Source organism: Pacificimonas pallii (assembly GCF_019204005.1).
Classification (GTDB): domain Bacteria; phylum Pseudomonadota; class Alphaproteobacteria; order Sphingomonadales; family Sphingomonadaceae; genus Pacificimonas; species Pacificimonas pallii.
Map to the genome: position 1 here is coordinate 335555 of NZ_JAGSPA010000002.1, position 17156 is coordinate 352710.

Genomic DNA, 17156 nt, shown 5'->3' on the forward strand with positions numbered 1-17156 from the left:
GCGCTTGCAGGGTGCGGGCAGGTGGGCTTATGTGCGCATTTGTACGGCCTTAGAGGGAGACCGGGCATCACCGAGGATATGGGGCCGATCGCGGAGCGCATACGCCTGGAACTGGCGCGTCACCGCAAGTCGCGGCAATGGCTGGCCGACCGGGCGCGGATCAGCCTGTCGACGCTGGAAAAGGTGCTGAGCGGGCGGCGGCGATTCACCTTCGCGACGCTCGTGCGCATCGAGGATGCGCTCGGCGTATCACTGCGCGGCCGCGGGGAAGACCCTGCGGCGGCGGCGGCCGGACAGGCCCCAGATCATCTGGGCGCCTATTCCCGGGCGGCGGTCGGGTGGCTGGAGGCGCGCTATGTCATGCTGCGCCCGTCCGCGGGTGAGAAAGGCGCGGTCTACGCGCACGGCCTGACCATCGGCTGGGACGAGGACCGCGGGCATCTGACATTCCGCGAATGGGACCGGGTGGACGCCGAATTCAGCCAGGCGGGCAATGTGGGCGTCTCAGCCCTTTCCGGCCACATCTATCTGGTGACCAATGAGCTGGGGCAATATCGCCTGGTCATCCTGGGGCGTCCGGCGCGCGGCGGCAGCCTTTACGGTGTCCTGACCACACTGCAGGTCGGAAAGGGCGCGGCCCTGATGCCGGTGACCATGCCGCTGGCGCTGCTGCGTCTGGGTGAGGGCGAGGGCGAGCCAGTCCTTGGCCGGGTATCGGCGGGACAGGCACGGTTCGACGACTACCGGCGGGAACTCGACCGGGTCCTGACGGAGGATTATGCCCGTATGCTGACCTAGGGTGCAGATGGTGCCGGCGCGTGACGATCGCCGCGGCGATATGCGCCAGTCTTCCCGACTTCTTTCGGCCCGGGCGCATGCAGCGCCGATTAACATTCTCCCAGCGCCACAAATCTACAGCAGTTCATCTTCGTCGGGCATGATTTCGGCGAGGAGGTCTTCGGTGTTTTCGGTAATGCGGTCGCCGACCGTGTGGAAGGCTTTGACCTCGGCGATGTGCATCAGGGCGTCGCCCTGGTTGACGATGGGGAGCGTCGCGATGCCGATGATGACGCCGTCGACGGGGCTGTGGACGGCCATTTCGTCTGTACCGGCGGGGTCGGTGACGAGGGCGACGGTGTCGCCTTCGTGAACGGTATCGCCCGCCCTGACCTTCATCACGCAGATGCCGCCGCGCGGCGCGCGCAGCCAGGATGACTGCGTGGCGCGGGCAGGGGCGGGCAGGGGTGTCTTCAGCCGCTTCGCCGCCAGCATGTCCATCGCCGCCATGACGCGCATCACCCCGCGCACGCCGACGCGGATGCTGAGTTCGTCGAAGCGCAGACCCTCGCCCGCCTCGTATAGCAGCATTTCCACGCCGGAATCCGCCGCCACCTTGCGCAGCGACTGATCGCGCAGCTTCGACGTGATGATGGCGGGCGCGCCGAACGCCGCCGCCAGCGCAGCGGCGCGCCCGGCACCGGCGCTGACGCGGATTTGCGGCAGATTGTGGCGGTGGACGGCGGCGCTGTGCAGGTCGATGCCGAAATCCGCGCGCTGAATGATCTCGGTATGGAAGATGTTCGCGAGCTGCGACGCCAGCGATCCGTTTGGCGATCCCGGAAAACTGCGGTTGAGGTCGCGGCGGTCCGGCAGGTAGCGGCTGTGCCCGATAAAGCCGTAGACGTTCACGATCGGCACGCAGATCAGCGTCCCGGCCAGCGATGCGGGCGAGACTTTCCTCATGAGGCGGCGGACGATTTCCACGCCGGTGATCTCGTCGCCGTGAATGGCCGCGCTGACGAACAGGACCGGGCCGGGGCGGCGGCCGTGCAGGACATGGACCGGCATCCCGACCGCGCTGCCCGACGACATGACGCTGATCGGGACGTCGAAAGCCTGCGATGTGCCGGGGCGGACGTCGGTGTCCTGAAAAGTGAAGGGCGATGCCTTTTTACCGCTGGCGGCGCGTTGTTCCATGGTCATGACAAGCGGTTAAGGGGATGAGGCGCAGAAGGCCAGTGCGGCGGGACGGGTGCGAAATGGTCATGGGCCAGCTTCACACCAGCTTCACACTATGTGCGCGGATTTGGCAGACGGGCGATGCGCGCCCGCCGCCGCCTGCCTTCGCGCGTCCGCCCATATCCGTGCCCTGCGCCGCGGCGGCGTGGATCGTCATTCCCAAAGCCCTCCTTATCCTGTCTGCCGACAGACTATCGCAAGGGGCGGGGTGTAGGACAGCGATGAATGCGGGCGGATGCGTTTACCCCCTTCTCCCCCCCTTCGAATGCCGATTTGACAGGATTGTCTGCGGGGCGCGATATCGGCAAGGTCCGGTAGCATGAATGCCGCCGATCTGATGACCGAGAGCCTTGCCGCCGCGGCGGAGGCGGGGTGGGAGATCAGGGAGCCGCTGTTCACCCGCTTTTTCAAGGCGTTCCCGAAACGGCGCGCAGCGTTTCTGGTGCCGCAGGCTTCTTCCATCCGCATGACGGACGAGACGCTGCAGATTATGCTGGGGCTGGCGGAGGGGGCGGACTGGGTCTGGCCGCAGATCGCGGACATTGTCTTCACGCACCGCGCCTACGGCCCGCTGCCGATCGCCGAATATGATGCATTTATCGACATGACCGTGAAGGAACTGGCGCGCGCCGTCGGGGCGAGCTGGTCAGCCGCACATCAACAGGCCTGGCAGACCCAAGCGGATGTGCTGAAACAGAAGATCCGCGACGCGCGGCGGGAATGGGCGGCGGGGGCTTTTGGGAACGATGTTTGATGATGGGCGAAGTGATGAATTAGGTATAGCGTCGCTATAATCTTTGAAAATCCTACGAGGACGAGCGAGGTGGAAATTTGAACAGCAAAACACCCAGGATAAAAAAGAGAGAGATGGAGATTGAAATTCTGGCCCCCAATATAGCGTTACCTATATGTAGATATGCGGGCAAAAAACCTCCTTCTTCATGAAGATAGGGAGAAAATTTTTCAACAAAAAAGACAGGCGTCACATTATAGCAAGTATGAACGAATGCACAAAAAATGAAGACAAGCACCCCATAAATTATATATTTTCTTTTTCGGAAACGAACCAGAGCATGGAATGCCCCCAGACTAAGAATACCATGCGTTAGAATGGACAAAATAATGACCGTCACGGTATAAGCCAGGGAAGGACTGTTGTCATATATATTATTGTTCGATAAATAATATACATATCTTTCGTGAGCACCAAAAGCCATGCCCATGAAGAAAAAGTGAGCGGCATTTACCTTGGGAAGGCCCCGACCAGAGGTAATCAACATCATGAGAAAAAGCGATAGATATCTAGTGAACTCCTCGCGAAACGCCAGATATGACGTGCCCATGAATTCTTCCGTGACAACGGAATTCGCCAAGGTCAGTATATAATCATTGCCATAACCGGTAGATAGTATCAAAAATACCGCTAAGCACGTCTCTATGAACAAGTGAAGGCCGGTTCTTATCAAAAGAAGAACCGGCCCGTATGACATGATGGAACGAATATTCCCGGAATATCCCATCAGGGTTTAGCCCTCACCATTCTGCATGTCATCTTCATCATTGTCATGATCTCCAGAACCACCGGAGTTGTTGAACCATTGCTGGTACTTTTCCTCCAGCCATTCTTCTGCGCTTTCAAAACCCTCTCTCAATCCTGCCCAGAAATCATCCCAGCCTTGGTTAATGCGCTGCCCCTGCTCGCAGCGGGCTGGTTTCTATGACGTGATTTGATTTCCACAAGTCGCGTACACTATCGCTCGAATGGCCTTCAAGTTTCTCGTCGAATCAGTCGCGATCGCCGTCCTTGTCGGGGCAGGCGGCGAGGTGGAAATCTGAACAGCAAAACACCCAAGATAAAAAAGAGAGTGATGGAGATCGCAATTCTCGCCGCCACGATAGCGTTAGCTATAGGCATATATGCAGGTAAAAAACCGCCTTCTTCATGAAAATATGGAGATAGTTTCTCCATAAAAAATACCGGAGTTACATTATAACAGATATGAACGAACGCACAGAAAATGAAGACAAGTACCCCATAAATTATATATTTTCTTTTTCGGAAACGAACCAGGGCATGGAATCCCCCCAGACTGAGAATGCCATGCGTTAGAATGGACAAGATAATGACCGTCACGGTATAAGCCAGGGAAGGACTGTTGTCATATATATTATTGTTCAACAAATAATATCCATATCTTTCATAAGTACCAAAAGCCATACCCATAAAGAAAAAATGAGCGGAATTTACCTTGGGAAGATTGCGACCAGAGGTAATCAACATCATAAGAAAAAGCGATAGATATCTATTAAATTCTTCGCGAAACACCAGATATGACATGCCCATAAATTCTTCCGTGACAACGGAATTCGCCAAGGACAGTATATAATCATTGCCATAACCGGTCGCATGAACCATAAACGTCCCTATGAAAAAATGAAGTAACAAATAAAGGCCGGTCCTTATCGAAAGAAGAACCGGCCCGTATGACATGATGGAACGAATATTCCCGGAATATCCCATCAGGGTTTAGCCCTCACCATTCTGCATGTCATCCTCATCATTGTCATTATCTCCAGAACCACCGGAGTTGTTGAACCACTCGTCGTACTTTTCCTCCAGCCATTCTTCTGCGCTTTCAAAACCCTCTCTCAATCCTGCCCAGAAATCGTCCCAGCCTTGGTTAATGCGCTGTCCCTGCTCCCATTCCTGACTGGCGGTTATGACGTGATTTGATATCCAAGTGTCGCGTAAAGTATCGCTGGAATGTTCTTCAAGTTTTTCGTCGAACCAGTCGCGATCACCGTCCCCGTCCATGTCGGGGCCGTCGGTGACAGCGGGTTCGCCCGTATTGGCGTCAGCGCCGCCAGTGTGGGCGGCGAGAACATGGCCGGCAATCTCGGCCGCATCAAGTCCGGCGGGGTCGGCGGCGAGGTCCAGGCCTGCAAAATTACCGGTCGGCACCAGGTCGGGCAGTTCATTCAGAATCACATCGAACATAAAACATCTCCTTAGCGCAGAATTGCCGGAACATGCCTATGGATCGCGCAGGGCGGTGAAAAATTACATTCCTGTGAAGTTACTTATAGGTAACAATTCGGACAGCAACACTTTGCCGCCTTCCACTTGTAAAGTGGACAGCGATACACGAGAGGATCGAGACGACAGGGTAATGTAATTACTAATGCAACTAATTAATTCATGAAATGCCAGGGACACTATAATCCGCGAACACTATACTTAACCGGCAGGCTTCGGCCCCCTCTTCCGTTTTGCGAGTGTCCGGCCCGTTGCGGCCTCCAGCCGCGCGACGAAATTTTCGTCGCCGAGCGGACGGCCGGTGCGCAGGTGGGCGTCCATGTCATGCGCGCCGCCCTCCTCCTGCTCCGCGTCCCATCCGGCCAGCTCTCGCGACCAGTCGAGACCGCGCATATCCACGGCGTCGAGATCGGCGAGCGGATCGTCCGTGCCCGCCACACGCGCGCGCGCCGACGACCAGCGCCAGTCCTCCGCGCGCGCCGCGAGACCGGCGGCGACCGGGTTGCGCTCGACGTAAAGGATGGCGTTCCTGACATGCGCCTCGTCCATGGGGTAGGAGGCGAAGCGGCCCTGCCACAGATAGCCGCGCCAGCCCTCCCGGAAGTTCACGCGCCGCGAATAGCGCCGGTGCGCCTCACCAAGGGCCGCGCGCAGGCCGTCCTCGGCGGTCGGCACCAGGATCAGGTGGACATGGTTCGGCATCAGGCACCAGGCGAGGCAGGTGGTCTTCGTCCTGGTCAGGCCCTCGTGCAGATATTCAATATAGGCGAGACTGTCGTCCGCCGAAAAGAACACCTGCTGCCGCCGGTTTCCGCGCTGCGTGACATGATGCGCGATGTGCGGGACGACGATGCGGGCGAGACGGGCCATGGTTTGGAGATAGAGAAGTGGGGCAGCGGCGTCAATTTAGTATCGTGTCCCGGGAACTTCGTGTCCCGGGAACTTCCGGGAACTTTGTCCCGGGAACTTTCCCCCGGAACTTTCCCCGGAACTCTGTGTGTCCCCGGAACTCTAGTATCGTGTCCCCGGAACTCCATCCCCGGAACTCCATCCCGGAACTCCCCAGAACTCGGTATCCCCGGAACTTGGTGTCCCCGGAACTCCTGCCCGAACTCCTGTAACTAATCCGGAACTAATTTCCGCATCCCCCTTAGTGTAGTGCCCCGGAACATACTGGAACATACAAGCAGAAGATCTTCGATACGCGGTCTGGAAGGTCTGGTTCACATTGGGTCCAAATTTTCTCCAGGAAAATTATTATCCTGCGCACCTTTGTCGCTGCGCTCAAAATTCGCTTTCGTCTCAAGTTCAGTTGCCTTTTCATCTACAGCCTCGGTAATTAGGGCAAGGCCATTATATAAAGAACAAGAACGATGAAATTCATTGGCCATTTGGAGCGCTTCCACTATAGATATAGCTCTCTCATTTGATCTTTGATCGTCAAATTTATTGAGCATCTGATTCAATAATATCTGACGGCGAGCCTGCACCAACCTTATAATATCAGAAGGCCGTGTGGTCCTGTAAAGCTCCGCATTCGCGGCGTCTCTGCTTGCTCCTGCGAAGGTTGAGGTGGCTGACAATATCGTGTCTGCTAGCCCCCCGGTCACAACGGTCGCTGCACCAGATAGCGCAGTCGACGCCGTCCCGAGTGCCATATTTACAGTTCTTTGATTTGCTGACAGATCCCGAAATTCTTTAACACAAACTTTGTCAGCAACAGTGACTAGGTGGATAAAATAGTCTCGCGATGATAATGAATTATCCCCATCTGCACCAGATATTGCAAACTGTGCAGTACAGTAATCAGTAAAAGTACTTTTATATATATCAGAATTTTTAGCCTTGTATTTATCTCTCATCTCAACGCAAAAATCGGCTTTTGCATCTAGAATGTGCATTGGATGTACTGCAGCCTGCCGTTGGAGAGTCTCGCAACCTGATAGAGCGGCTAGGCCAAAAATCGCCAGTATCGCATTTTTCATCGTAAGTCCTCACGTGCAATTTTAAAAATAGCGCAACGCAACAACAAGATTATTTTATATTAGAACAAAAATGTGATGTAAAGTCATTAATATCAAAACATTTCCACAAAACTATCCAAAACGCGCTTGCTTCCGGCCATATCGAACTCGATCTCCAGCTTGTTGCCTTCGATCGCCATGATCTCGCCATTGCCGAATTTCTGGTGGAAGACGCGCTGTCCTACCTTCAAATCTGTACGCGCGCGCTGGCCTACGGTGACGCTTTCGGCGCGGGCTTCGATCTGGTTTGTGCCGCGCGGGGCTTTGCCGCCCATCGCGGCGGCGCGTTGCCAGCCGGGGCCTCTGGTGCCCTGGCGCTCGACCTTTGCGAAGGGGTCGGCGTCGTCGAGGGCGGCGCGCCATAGGGACGCGCCGCCGGACATGGTGGTTTCCATGTCGATATGATCGTCTGGCAGGTCGGCGACGAAGCGGCTGGGGATGCTGGACGTCCACTGGCCGTAGATGCGGCGATTGGCGGCGTGGGTGATCTGCGCCTGCTGTTTCGCGCGGGTGATGCCGACATAGGCGAGGCGGCGCTCCTCTTCGAGTGCCTTGGTGCCGCCCTCATCGAGGCTGCGCTGTGAGGGGAACACGCCCTCCTCCCAGCCGACCAGGAAGACATGGTCATATTCCAGGCCCTTGGCGGCGTGGAGGGTCATGATGGTGACCTTGGGTTCCTCCCGCGCGGCATCGTTTTCCATGACGAGGGCGACATGTTCGAGGAAGCTTTCCATGGACTCGAAATCCTCCATGGCGCGGGTCAGCTCGTTGAGGTTTTCGACGCGGCCCTGCGCCTCGGCGCTGCGGTCGGCCTGCCACATGCCGATATAGCCGGATTCCTCAAGGATGATGCGCGCAAGTTCGGCGTGCGGCAGGGTGCCGAGCTGTTCGCGCCAGCGGCGGAAATTCTCGACAAGCTCGGCGAGGGACTTGCGGCCGCCCGCAGGAAGGTCGGTGGTCTGCACGATCTGTCCGGCGGCGGCGGAAAGCGGGATGCCTTCAGCGCGGGCGAGATAGCGGATCTTCTGAACGCTCTTTTCGCCAAGGCCGCGTTTGGGCGTGTTGACGATGCGTTCGAAGGCGAGGTCGTCGGCGGGCTGTGCCAGGACGCGGAAATAGGCGAGCGCGTCGCGGATTTCGGCGCGCTCGTAAAAGCGGAAGCCGCCGACGATGCGGTAGGGGAGGCCGATATAGATGAAGCGGTCCTCGAACTCGCGGGTCTGGAACTGCGCGCGGACGAGGATGGCGATATTGTCGAGAGACACTCCGTGTCCTTGCAATGATTCGATGTCGTCACCAATGCGGCGGGCTTCCTCGGGGCCATCCCAGACGCCGACGATTTTGACCTTTGGCCCGGCATCGCCGTCGGTCCACAGCGTCTTGCCGAGGCGGCCCGAATTCTTTTCGATAAGGCCGCCGGCAGCTGCGAGGATGTTGCCGGTGGAGCGGTAATTCTGTTCGAGCTTGACGACCCTGGCATCCTCGAAATCCTTGTCGAAACGCAGGATGTTGGCGACCTCCGCACCGCGCCAGGAGTAGATCGACTGATCGTCATCGCCAACGACGCAGATGTTCTTGTGACCCTGCGCGAGGAGGCGGAGCCAGAGGTACTGGACGATATTGGTGTCCTGATATTCGTCGACCAGGATGTAGCGAAAGCGGGTCTGATACTCCCTCAGCACATCGGCATGTTTGCGGAAGATGGTGAGGGGGGCGAGGAGGAGGTCGCCGAAGTCGGCGGCGTTCAGCGCCTTCAGGCGCGCCTGATAGGCGGCGTAAAGCTCGCCGCCCTTGCCATCGGCGAAGGCCCACGCCTCTTCATCGCTGACATCGCCGGGGTTCCAGCCGCGGTTTTTCCAGCGGTCGATCAGGCCGCCCAGCGTCTTGGCGGGCCAGCGCTTTTCGTCGAGGTCGGCGGCGGCGACGATCTGTTTCAACAGGCGCAGCTGGTCGTCCATGTCGAGGATGGTGAAATTGCTTTGCAGGCCCGCGAGTTCGGCGTGCTTCCTGAGCATGCGCGCGCCGATGGCGTGGAAGGTGCCGAGGAAGCGCAGCCCCTCCACCATGTCGCCGATCATGGACCGCATACGCTCGCGCATTTCGCGCGCGGCCTTGTTCGTGAACGTCACCGCCAGGATTTCCGACGGCCATGCCCGCTGCGTGTAGATGATGTGCGCCAGACGGGAGGTGAGCGCGCGGGTCTTGCCCGTACCCGCACCGGCAAGCATCAGAACCGGGCCTTCGGTGGTCAGCACGGCCTCGCGCTGCGGCGGGTTCAGGCCGTCCATATAGGCGGGCTCCGCAGCGGGCACGGGGGTTTGCGCGGCGGTTTGTGCGGCGGTCTGCGCGGGGTCTGGATTTGCGGGCTGGGACATGCGGGGTAAGGTGGCTCTCGGTCAGGCTATGTTCAACGGCCAGCCTATAGAACACACCGCGAACGGAGCGACAATGCGCAAGGCCTATATAATCGGTGGATCCGTGGTCGCGCTGGCGACCGCTGTGGCGGCGGCGCCGTATTTCCTGGACTGGAACTGGGTGAAGCCGGTGATCGTCGGGGCGGCCGAAGATGCCCTTGGCTATGAGCTGGAGGTGGCGGGGGATGTCGATTTCGCGCTGTTCCCGCGCCCGCAGCTGATGGCCGAAGGCGTGACGGTTCGCGGGTTCGGCGCGGATGCCGAACCGCTGATCCGGGCCGATGCGCTGGGCGCGGCGGTGGCGTTCTGGCCGCTGTTCCGGAAGGATATCGAGGTTCAGTATATCACGCTGGACGGGCCGACGGTGCGGCTGGCCCAATATGCCGATGGCACGACGAACTGGGAACGGCCCGATATGCCGGAGGATGGGGAAGCCGCCGGTTCGGGCGGCGGGCTGAAAATCGACGATTTCCGGATTTCCAATGGTACGCTGGTGCAGATCGCCAATGGCGAGACCGTGCGCCGTGTCGAGGATGTCGACATCCGGCTGGAAGTGGGCGGCAGGGACGGGCCGTACGGCGCGGCAGGATCACTGATTTATGACGGGCTGCCCGTAACGCTGTCGGCGCGGCAGGATGTGGATGGGCGGATCACGGCGGATCTGAACATTGAGGAAGACGCGAAGCTGCGCTTTGCCGGGCGGCTGTTGGAGGATGGCTTTGCCGGGACAGTGAAGGCGGAGGGGGCGCGGCTGCGCGATGTGCTGGCGAGATTGTCGCCTGATGGGGAGCCATCCGATGCGGCGGCCTATGCGGAGGGCTTCTCGCTGTCATCGGGCGTGCGATATGCCGGTGGGACGCTGACGCTGCCGGATATCGAGGGCGTCATCGCCGGGACGATTATTGCCGGACGCGCGGATGTGGTTCCGGGCGAGATGACGCGGCTGCGCGCGCAGCTGGCGCTGGGCGATGTCGATATCGCGGCGTGGCAAGGCAGCGGCGGGGACGGTGACGATGCGCCGTTCGAACTGCCACGGGACATGCAGGCGCGCGTAATGCTGTCCTTCGCGTCCCTGTCCTATGGCGGCACGACGTTCGGGCAGGCGACGATGCCGCTGTCGCTGAACGATGGCCGAGTGAAGCTGGGGCGGACGCGCATGGCCCTGCCGGGCGGCGGCGCCGTGCTCGTCGAGGGGCGGCTGACGGATGCAGGCGGTACGCCGACATTTGCCGGCGTGATGCAGGCGGCGGTGCCGCGCCCCGCGCAGACGCTGGCGGCCTTTGGCATGGATAATGTCGTGCGGATGCCGGCCCTGTCGGTGAAGGGCGATGTCGCCTATGGCGGCACGGGCCTTGCCCTGACGAACCTGGAGGGGGTTTATGACGGGCGGCCATTTCGCGGGAATGTAACGATGCCCGCGGCGGATGCGACGGCGTTGTCGGTGACGCTGCGGACACCTGCGTTTGATTATGACAGGATCAAGCTGCGCGAGGGTGATGGCGGCGGTTCCGGCGACGCGGCTGCGCGGCCCGTGGCGTTCGACGTCAATATCGGCAGGCTGCGTTTTGGCGGCGAGGTCTATTCGGGTGTCGCGGCGAGGGGTGTGTACAGGGCGGAGCAGGTGCAGCTGGCGCGGGCGACGGTGCGCGACGCGGCGGGCTTTGGTCTGAGCGCACGCGGCACGATCGACGATCCGGGCGGCCGCAACGACATGGCGCTGAAGGTCGGCCTGTCGGGTGAGGACGGCGCGGGCGGCCTTGATGTCACCGGGCCGTTATCGGCCTTTACCGTCGCGGGCAGCATGACATTCGCGGGCGCGGATGTGGCGGTGAATGGCGAGGTGAAGACCGTGCCCGACATGCTGCTGGCGCTCGATATCGGTGCGAAGGCGGCGGATGCGGGGGCGGTTCTGGCGAAGCTGCAGGATGCGCCGCCGACGCGAAGGCTGGGGCCGCTCGACATTCGCATGAAGCTGGCCGGGAAGGGAGACAATTACCGGCTGTCCGGCCTGACAGGAAAAGTGGGGCCGATGCGGCTGACCGGGTCGGCCGATATTGCGGCGGGCGGCGACGTACCGCGCGTGCAGGCCGCATTCACGGCGGGTATCATCCCACTGGACGCCCTGATGGGCGCGGATGCGGACGGCGCGGCGGATGCCCAGCAGGGCGGCGCGCGCTGGTCCTCGGAAGCGCTCGATCTGGGCTGGATTTCATCGTTCGACGGGCGGATCAGCCTGTCGGGGGAACGGCTGGATTACGGCGATTACAGGCTGACGAAGCCGGAGCTGGTGATGGTCTCGGACGGCGGCGCGCTGACGATCGAGACGCTGTCGGGCGGCATGTTCGGCGGCAGCCTGTCGGCCACGGGGCGCGTGCAGTCGGGCGACGAAAACGCAATCGCGCTGAAATTCGCGATGAAGGGCGTGCCGCTGGAAAGCTTCATGGAGGCGTCGACCGCCGCCGCCCCGGCGACGGGCACGCTCGCCATGACCGGCGATGTGTCGGCGACGGGCGCGTCGCAGCGCGAGCTGATGGGGGGGCTGAAGGGGCCGGTGCGTATCGAGGCGACCAATGGCGTCATTCGGAAAATCGACCTGGCGCGGCTGGATCAGGAGCTGGGCGATTTGCGCTCGGCGGCGAGTTTCCTGCGGCTGGCCAATGGGGCGCTGGCGGGCGGTGAAACGCGCTATCGCGGTATCGCGGCAGAGCTGATCGGCGCGAACGGGCGGTTCCAGATTCAAAGCGTGGCGAGCGATATGGACGGCGGCAGGGCGGCGGGCGGCGGCCATGTCGATATCGGCCGCTGGGCGGTGGATATGAATGCCGATTTGATGCTGGGCAGCCACGCCGACGCGCCGCGCATTCCGGTGACGATCAAGGGCCCGCTGCCGACGCCGGACGTCGATTACCGCCTGGGTCCGCTACAGGGCTGGTTCGCCAAACGCGCGGGACTGGTGGCGCTGAACGCCGTACTGGGGCGCGGGCCTGATCCGGCGGACGGCGAAGGCGGAGGTGTTGGCGAAGGCGAAGCGCTCGCGCCGGGCGAAACGCCGCCGACGCCGAAGACGATCGAGGAGGAACTGGGCGACGCGGTTGTACGCGGGCTGGGGGCGCTGCTGGGCGGGAAGAAGAAGGAGGATTAGCGGGTGCGGTGATTTTGGTGGGGTGGGGGGATTAGGTATAGTGTCCCGGTATTCCCTGAATTTCGAAAGTGGGTATCTAAGAACTAAGGAAAGTGGGAAAATACAGTTTAAGAGCAGAGCCAATAAATACATATTCATTACATGCTGACATAATGGAAAAAAAATGAACGATGACCCTAAAGAAATTATTGGTAAAATGATAGATTTACAAAAAAAACTATCAAGTGTGACTGATGATTTTTCAGATTCCTATTTAGAAACAAAAAATGATGGAGACGTTAACTTTTTGATATCTGGAAATGTAAGTGGGCTTATGGAATTGTGTTCAATGATTTTAGACTTATCCTTTTCAGAGATTGACGGCAAGCACTGGCACATCGACGATTTGAATTTATTGGAAAATTCGGATGCTAGCTTTACAATCGCGTTTAAAAGGCCTAATATGTGACCTGTACTTTTCAGAAGTGTTATACTTAATTCCACACAAATTAGGTCGTAAACTCAGTAATTATGGGGAAACTATACTTAATTTATGCTGCCATAATTATGGGTGAGTTATGAGGACGCTATACTTAATTCCAAGACGTGATCCAGGCATGTAGAAATCGTATATGAGCGGATAGCTCCGACGCCTTCTTTCAAAGCGGGGGAGGTTGGTGGATTTCGGTGTGAGGAGAGCCGGGCGGGTTTGCCGGTGTTTGCGCGGGCTTGTCAGGATGACCGCTGCGTCACGGTCTCGACCGGGGCGGCGCTGTCATTCGCGCCGGATGCATGTTGCAGCATGGCGACGAGGTCGGGGAAGGGAAGGGCGGGGCTGGCGAGGAAGCCCTGGAATTCGTGGCAGCCATTTTCGGCGAGCCAGTCGCGCTGTTGGGCGGTTTCGACGCCTTCCGCGATGATCTTGACGCCGAGCAGCTTGCCGATGGTCAGGACGCCGGAGGCCAGGGTTTCGAAATCATCGGTACCGATCAGCGACCGGTCGATCTTGATGCCGTCAATGGGATAGCGTTTGAGCGCCGCCATGTTTGAATAGGCCGTGCCGAAATCGTCGATGACGAGCGGGAAGCCGAGCCTTGAAATGCGCGCGAGCGTGTTCTTGAGCTGGACATTGTCGGAGATCAGCATCGTCTCGGTAATCTCAAGCTCGAACAGGCCGGGGTCGAAGCCGGGCAATGCGGCCAGCCGGGTGAGTTCGGCGAGCAGATTCGGGTCGCGGAACTGCCGCGGCGCGATGTTCACGGACACGGCGATCCGCAGCCCGAGCGCGGCGAGTTCCTGACTGCGGTCGAACGCCTCCGCCAGTACGAAGATGCCGATCTGGTCAATGAGGCCGGTGGCCTCGGCGATGGGAATGAACTCGTCGGGGAGCGCGACGTCGCCGCCTGCCGTGCGCCATCTGAGCAGCGCCTCGGTCCCGACGATCCGGTTCGTCGCCAGGTCGATGCGCGGCTGGTAGTGAAGGTCGAGCTGACCCGCGTCGAGCGCGTTTCTCAGGTCCGTATCAAGCTCCAGGAAACGGCCGGTTCGCTCGGCAAGAGCGGGATCGTAGACGACGACACCGCCGCCGGCATCCTCCTTGGCCGCGTGCAGCGCCATGTCGGCCGTCCGCAGCAGATCGTCGAACGTGCTGGCGTCTGCCGGATAAGAGCTGATCCCCATGCTGGCATTGACCGACAGTTCACGGCCGGAAACCCGGTACCTGTCCTGAAACAAACGGATAATCTCGTCCGAAATGGCGGTGAAGGCCGTTATATCGGCGGCACCGTCGATCAGAATGGCAAACTCGTCACCGCCGAGGCGGGACAGAATGCCGGACGCGGGCAGGTGGGCGCGGAGACGCTCCGCGACCTGGACGAGCAGTTCGTCACCCGCCGCGTGCCCGAGAGTGTCGTTGATATATTTAAAGCGATCAAGGTCGAGAAAGCAGAGAAAGAGCGGGCCGTCGGCCGCGCCGCGGCCTTCCAGGCGCTCGGTGACGGACTGACTGAAATACAGGCGGTTGCCAAGCCCGGTCAGGGCATCGTGATAGGCAAGATAGGCGGTCTCGGCCTTGGCCGCCTCTTTCTCGGTCACGTCGATTTCGGTGACGACCAGGACGGTCGCGCCGTCGTCGCTGTCCTGCGTCACGCGGCTTTCGATTTCATGCGTACGCAGGCCCTGGCGGGTCTGTACGATCCCGGTAAAGCGTCCCTCTGAAACGTCGGGTGACATGCGGAGCAGGCGGGTCTGCAGCACCGGCTCGCACAGCCGGTCGGCAAGGGTGGTGTGCGACGGGTCATAGGTCCGCCGGGCCGCGGGGTTCATGAACCGGCACCTGCCGTCCACGCCGTAGGTGGAGACAATGGCGCTGGTATAAAGCAGCGCCTGTGATGCGCGGACGAGCTCGGAGGCATCCTGATCGAGGACTTCGGCCTCGCACAGCATGGCGATGCGGCCGTCATAAAGCCGGATGCCGCGAAACCGGCACATCAGCGGACAGGGGATGCCGCGTGGATAGATGGTCCATAATTCGTTGATGATCTCGCCGCGCTCGAGATCGCTGCGATATTGCCGCAAACGGGCCTTGATGGAGGTCGACATCTCCGCGCCCATGTCGCGCGCGGCAAGTTCGGCGAAGGACTCGGCGTACCATATGTCCACGGCGGCCTCGTTCGCCCACACAATATGCGCGGTGTCGATATCGAAGACCCAGACCGGAAATCTGGACGTTTCCGCCAGTGTCAGATCCTTGAGCTCGAGGACCTGCTCCATCCGGTCCGTCCCTTTTTCTGCAAAAGCTGCCGCCAAAAAAGCGCGTTTACAACAGACTTAGCACCATAGACCTTAAGATTATGTCCATGTTGGATAACATTGTCGCAGAAGCTCAGCCCTGCGCTGCGCGGAGCAGGGCAATCCGGGCCTTGCCATAAATCCTGGTGGTCAGCGTTTCGAGGCCCTCCACCTCGACGCTTTCGGCGCGCGATGTCTCCACCGCGATCAGCGCGCCGGGCGCGAACCAATGACCGTCGGTCAAGGCCCGCAGCGTGGGCGCGGTCAGACCCTGGTCATAGGGGGGATCAACAAAAACCAGGTGGCAGGGCGCGCGCGCGGTTCCGGGACGGGCGGCGTCACGCGGCATGACATCCGCATTGGCACCAAGGGCGTCGATATTCCGCTTCAGCAGATGAAGGGCGGCGGCGTCCCGTTCGATGAAGGTACAATGGGCGCCGCCGCGAGACAGGGCCTCCAGACCGAGCGCTCCGGTGCCCGCGAACAGGTCGGCGACGCGAAGGCCGTCAAAGCCGCGACCGTGCGCATCGGCGAGGCGGCTGGCGAGCATGGAAAAGAGCGCCTCCCGCGCGCGCGCCGATGTGGGGCGGGTACCCGTCCCCTCCGGCGCGAAAAGGGTTCGCCCGCGCCAGGTACCGGCAATAATTCTCATGATAACGGCGTCATACGCAGAGTTTCCCGCGGCAAACTAGGGCGTCCAGGGCGCGGCCGCGCGTCCGCCGCTGGAGGAGTCAGGGTCGGCATCATCCCTGTTCCCGGCCCGCGCCGACGCCCATGCGGCATCGACCGCCTGCTGGTTCAGCATGGCGATTTTTCCGGCGGGCAGATCGTCAAGCTCGAACGGGCCGAAGCCGATGCGGATCAGGCGCGCCGTCTGGAGGTCGAGATGTTCCATGACGCGGCGAATCTCCCGGTTCTTACCCTCGGTCAGGGCGACGGAGAGCCAGGCGTAGCGACCGGAGCGGCGGTCCATATTTGCCTCGATACTGCGATAGCGCACGCCTTCGATGGTGACGCCGTCGGCCAGCGCTTCCAGCCTTTCCTGCGCGACGTCGCCAAAGACGCGGACGCGGTAGCGGCGCTGCACGGCGTTTCTGGGCAGCTCCATTTCCCGCTTCAGGCCGCCATCATTGGTGAGGATCAACAGCCCTTCGGTATTATAGTCGAGGCGGCCGATGGGCATCAGGCGGGGAAGGTCCGCCGGCAGCAGGTCGAAAACCGTCTTGCGGCCCTTGGGATCATGGCTGGTGGTCAGGCACCCGGGCGGTTTGTGAAACAGCCAGAGGCCGGTCCGCGCCTTTTTTTCCAGAGCGTTGCCGTCGAGCGTCACCCCCGCCAGCGATTTCAGGTTGAGCGCGGGGGAAGCCAGCACCTTGCCATTCAGCGCCACGCGGCCTTCACCGATCATGCGCTCAACCTCCCGGCGGGAGCCCGCGCCTGCGCGCGCCATCAGTTTCGCTATGCGTTCGCCATCTGCCATAACTGCCCTGTAGCGCGACGCGATCGGATCGGCTACAGGCGTCGCCGCATGCCCGCATGTGCCCCCGTGGCGGAATTGGTAGACGCGTTCGACTCAAAATCGAATTCCTACGGGATTGCCGGTTCGATTCCGGCCGGGGGTACCAGCGCGCGGCCGGACGCGTAAATTGGCTGCTGCTATGATACCGCCGAATGGAATGGGCCAAATACGGGTTTGATTTCAGACGGGGGAGCCGTTCATACTGTCCCGTAAGCGTCTGACGACCGGCATG

Annotated in this window: 14 protein-coding genes and 1 tRNA gene; 5 read left to right on the forward strand and 10 right to left on the reverse strand. The window is 60.5% G+C overall.

The window, feature by feature from the left end:
- Window positions 1–78 precede the first annotated feature (78 nt).
- Window positions 79–798 (forward strand): helix-turn-helix domain-containing protein, encoded by a 720-nt coding sequence (locus tag KCG44_RS06730; protein ID WP_218445121.1) that lies wholly within the window; start codon window positions 79–81, stop codon window positions 796–798.
- Between the two features lie 114 nt (window positions 799–912).
- Here KCG44_RS06730 and KCG44_RS06735 read toward each other — a convergent pair whose 3' ends face one another.
- On the reverse strand, window positions 913–1983 hold the full coding sequence (locus tag KCG44_RS06735; RefSeq protein WP_255536385.1) for a succinylglutamate desuccinylase/aspartoacylase family protein: 1071 nt from the start codon (window positions 1981–1983) through the stop codon (window positions 913–915).
- Between the two features lie 355 nt (window positions 1984–2338).
- On the opposite strand from KCG44_RS06735, the gene KCG44_RS06740 reads away from it, so the two are divergent.
- On the forward strand, window positions 2339–2773 hold the full coding sequence (locus tag KCG44_RS06740; RefSeq protein ID WP_218445122.1) for a hypothetical protein: 435 nt from the start codon (window positions 2339–2341) through the stop codon (window positions 2771–2773).
- A 52-nt stretch (window positions 2774–2825) separates the two neighbouring features.
- On the opposite strand, the gene KCG44_RS06745 is transcribed toward KCG44_RS06740, so the two are convergent.
- The 6 genes from KCG44_RS06745 to KCG44_RS06770 form a co-directional block, all read right to left on the reverse strand.
- The gene (locus tag KCG44_RS06745; protein WP_218445124.1) at window positions 2826–3539 is read right to left on the reverse strand and encodes a hypothetical protein; all 714 of its coding nucleotides are present in this window, start codon (window positions 3537–3539) and stop codon (window positions 2826–2828) included.
- Window positions 3540–3787: 248 nt separating this feature from the next.
- Window positions 3788–4435, reverse strand: a complete 648-nt coding sequence (locus KCG44_RS06750) for a hypothetical protein (RefSeq protein WP_218445125.1) — start codon at window positions 4433–4435, stop codon at window positions 3788–3790.
- A gap of 111 nt (window positions 4436–4546) precedes the next feature.
- Complete coding sequence (locus KCG44_RS06755; protein ID WP_218445126.1) at window positions 4547–5017, reverse strand: hypothetical protein; 471 nt, start codon at window positions 5015–5017, stop codon at window positions 4547–4549.
- A 240-nt stretch (window positions 5018–5257) separates the two neighbouring features.
- Window positions 5258–5926 carry a transposase gene (locus tag KCG44_RS06760; protein WP_218445127.1) on the reverse strand — a complete coding sequence of 223 codons (669 nt, stop codon included), beginning with the start codon at window positions 5924–5926 and terminating at the stop codon, window positions 5258–5260.
- A 353-nt stretch (window positions 5927–6279) separates the two neighbouring features.
- A complete protein-coding gene (locus KCG44_RS06765; RefSeq protein ID WP_218445129.1) occupies window positions 6280–7041 on the reverse strand; it encodes a hypothetical protein in 762 nt (253 codons plus the stop codon).
- A 92-nt stretch (window positions 7042–7133) separates the two neighbouring features.
- On the reverse strand, window positions 7134–9455 hold the full coding sequence (locus KCG44_RS06770) for an ATP-dependent helicase (protein WP_218445130.1): 2322 nt from the start codon (window positions 9453–9455) through the stop codon (window positions 7134–7136).
- 73 nt (window positions 9456–9528) lie between these two features.
- Here KCG44_RS06770 and KCG44_RS06775 point away from each other — a divergent pair, with 73 nt between their 5' ends.
- Together KCG44_RS06775 and KCG44_RS06780 are read left to right on the forward strand one after the other, a co-directional pair.
- A complete protein-coding gene (locus KCG44_RS06775; RefSeq protein ID WP_218445131.1) occupies window positions 9529–12636 on the forward strand; it encodes an AsmA family protein in 3108 nt (1035 codons plus the stop codon).
- A 163-nt stretch (window positions 12637–12799) separates the two neighbouring features.
- A complete protein-coding gene (locus KCG44_RS06780; RefSeq protein WP_218445132.1) occupies window positions 12800–13084 on the forward strand; it encodes a hypothetical protein in 285 nt (94 codons plus the stop codon).
- 263 nt (window positions 13085–13347) lie between these two features.
- On the opposite strand, the gene KCG44_RS06785 is transcribed toward KCG44_RS06780, so the two are convergent.
- The 3 genes from KCG44_RS06785 to KCG44_RS06795 form a co-directional block, all read right to left on the reverse strand.
- On the reverse strand, window positions 13348–15387 hold the full coding sequence (locus tag KCG44_RS06785; protein WP_218445133.1) for a putative bifunctional diguanylate cyclase/phosphodiesterase: 2040 nt from the start codon (window positions 15385–15387) through the stop codon (window positions 13348–13350).
- A gap of 112 nt (window positions 15388–15499) precedes the next feature.
- Window positions 15500–16057: a 16S rRNA (guanine(966)-N(2))-methyltransferase RsmD gene (gene rsmD, locus KCG44_RS06790; RefSeq protein ID WP_218445135.1), complete on the reverse strand. Its 558-nt coding sequence runs from the start codon at window positions 16055–16057 to the stop codon at window positions 15500–15502.
- A gap of 36 nt (window positions 16058–16093) precedes the next feature.
- Window positions 16094–16885, reverse strand: a complete 792-nt coding sequence (locus tag KCG44_RS06795) for a pseudouridine synthase (RefSeq protein ID WP_218445136.1) — start codon at window positions 16883–16885, stop codon at window positions 16094–16096.
- 60 nt (window positions 16886–16945) lie between these two features.
- Between KCG44_RS06795 and KCG44_RS06800 the strand changes: the two genes are divergently transcribed.
- Window positions 16946–17030: transfer RNA gene (locus KCG44_RS06800), tRNA-Leu, on the forward strand.
- Window positions 17031–17156: the final 126 nt, after the last annotated feature.

What these genes read in the sequence shown, in the direction of transcription:
- KCG44_RS06730 (WP_218445121.1), top strand. Translation starts at nt 79, where the DNA reads ATGGGGCCGATCGCGGAGCGCATACGCCTGGAACTGGCGCGTCACCGC.
- KCG44_RS06735 (WP_255536385.1), bottom strand. Translation starts at nt 1,983, where the DNA reads ATGACCATGGAACAACGCGCCGCCAGCGGTAAAAAGGCATCGCCCTTC.
- KCG44_RS06740 (WP_218445122.1), top strand. Translation starts at nt 2,339, where the DNA reads ATGAATGCCGCCGATCTGATGACCGAGAGCCTTGCCGCCGCGGCGGAG.
- KCG44_RS06745 (WP_218445124.1), bottom strand. Translation starts at nt 3,539, where the DNA reads ATGGGATATTCCGGGAATATTCGTTCCATCATGTCATACGGGCCGGTT.
- KCG44_RS06750 (WP_218445125.1), bottom strand. Translation starts at nt 4,435, where the DNA reads ATGGTTCATGCGACCGGTTATGGCAATGATTATATACTGTCCTTGGCG.
- KCG44_RS06755 (WP_218445126.1), bottom strand. Translation starts at nt 5,017, where the DNA reads ATGTTCGATGTGATTCTGAATGAACTGCCCGACCTGGTGCCGACCGGT.
- KCG44_RS06760 (WP_218445127.1), bottom strand. Translation starts at nt 5,926, where the DNA reads ATGGCCCGTCTCGCCCGCATCGTCGTCCCGCACATCGCGCATCATGTC.
- KCG44_RS06765 (WP_218445129.1), bottom strand. Translation starts at nt 7,041, where the DNA reads ATGAAAAATGCGATACTGGCGATTTTTGGCCTAGCCGCTCTATCAGGT.
- KCG44_RS06770 (WP_218445130.1), bottom strand. Translation starts at nt 9,455, where the DNA reads ATGTCCCAGCCCGCAAATCCAGACCCCGCGCAGACCGCCGCACAAACC.
- KCG44_RS06775 (WP_218445131.1), top strand. Translation starts at nt 9,529, where the DNA reads ATGCGCAAGGCCTATATAATCGGTGGATCCGTGGTCGCGCTGGCGACC.
- KCG44_RS06780 (WP_218445132.1), top strand. Translation starts at nt 12,800, where the DNA reads ATGAACGATGACCCTAAAGAAATTATTGGTAAAATGATAGATTTACAA.
- KCG44_RS06785 (WP_218445133.1), bottom strand. Translation starts at nt 15,387, where the DNA reads ATGGAGCAGGTCCTCGAGCTCAAGGATCTGACACTGGCGGAAACGTCC.
- rsmD (WP_218445135.1), bottom strand. Translation starts at nt 16,057, where the DNA reads ATGAGAATTATTGCCGGTACCTGGCGCGGGCGAACCCTTTTCGCGCCG.
- KCG44_RS06795 (WP_218445136.1), bottom strand. Translation starts at nt 16,885, where the DNA reads ATGGCAGATGGCGAACGCATAGCGAAACTGATGGCGCGCGCAGGCGCG.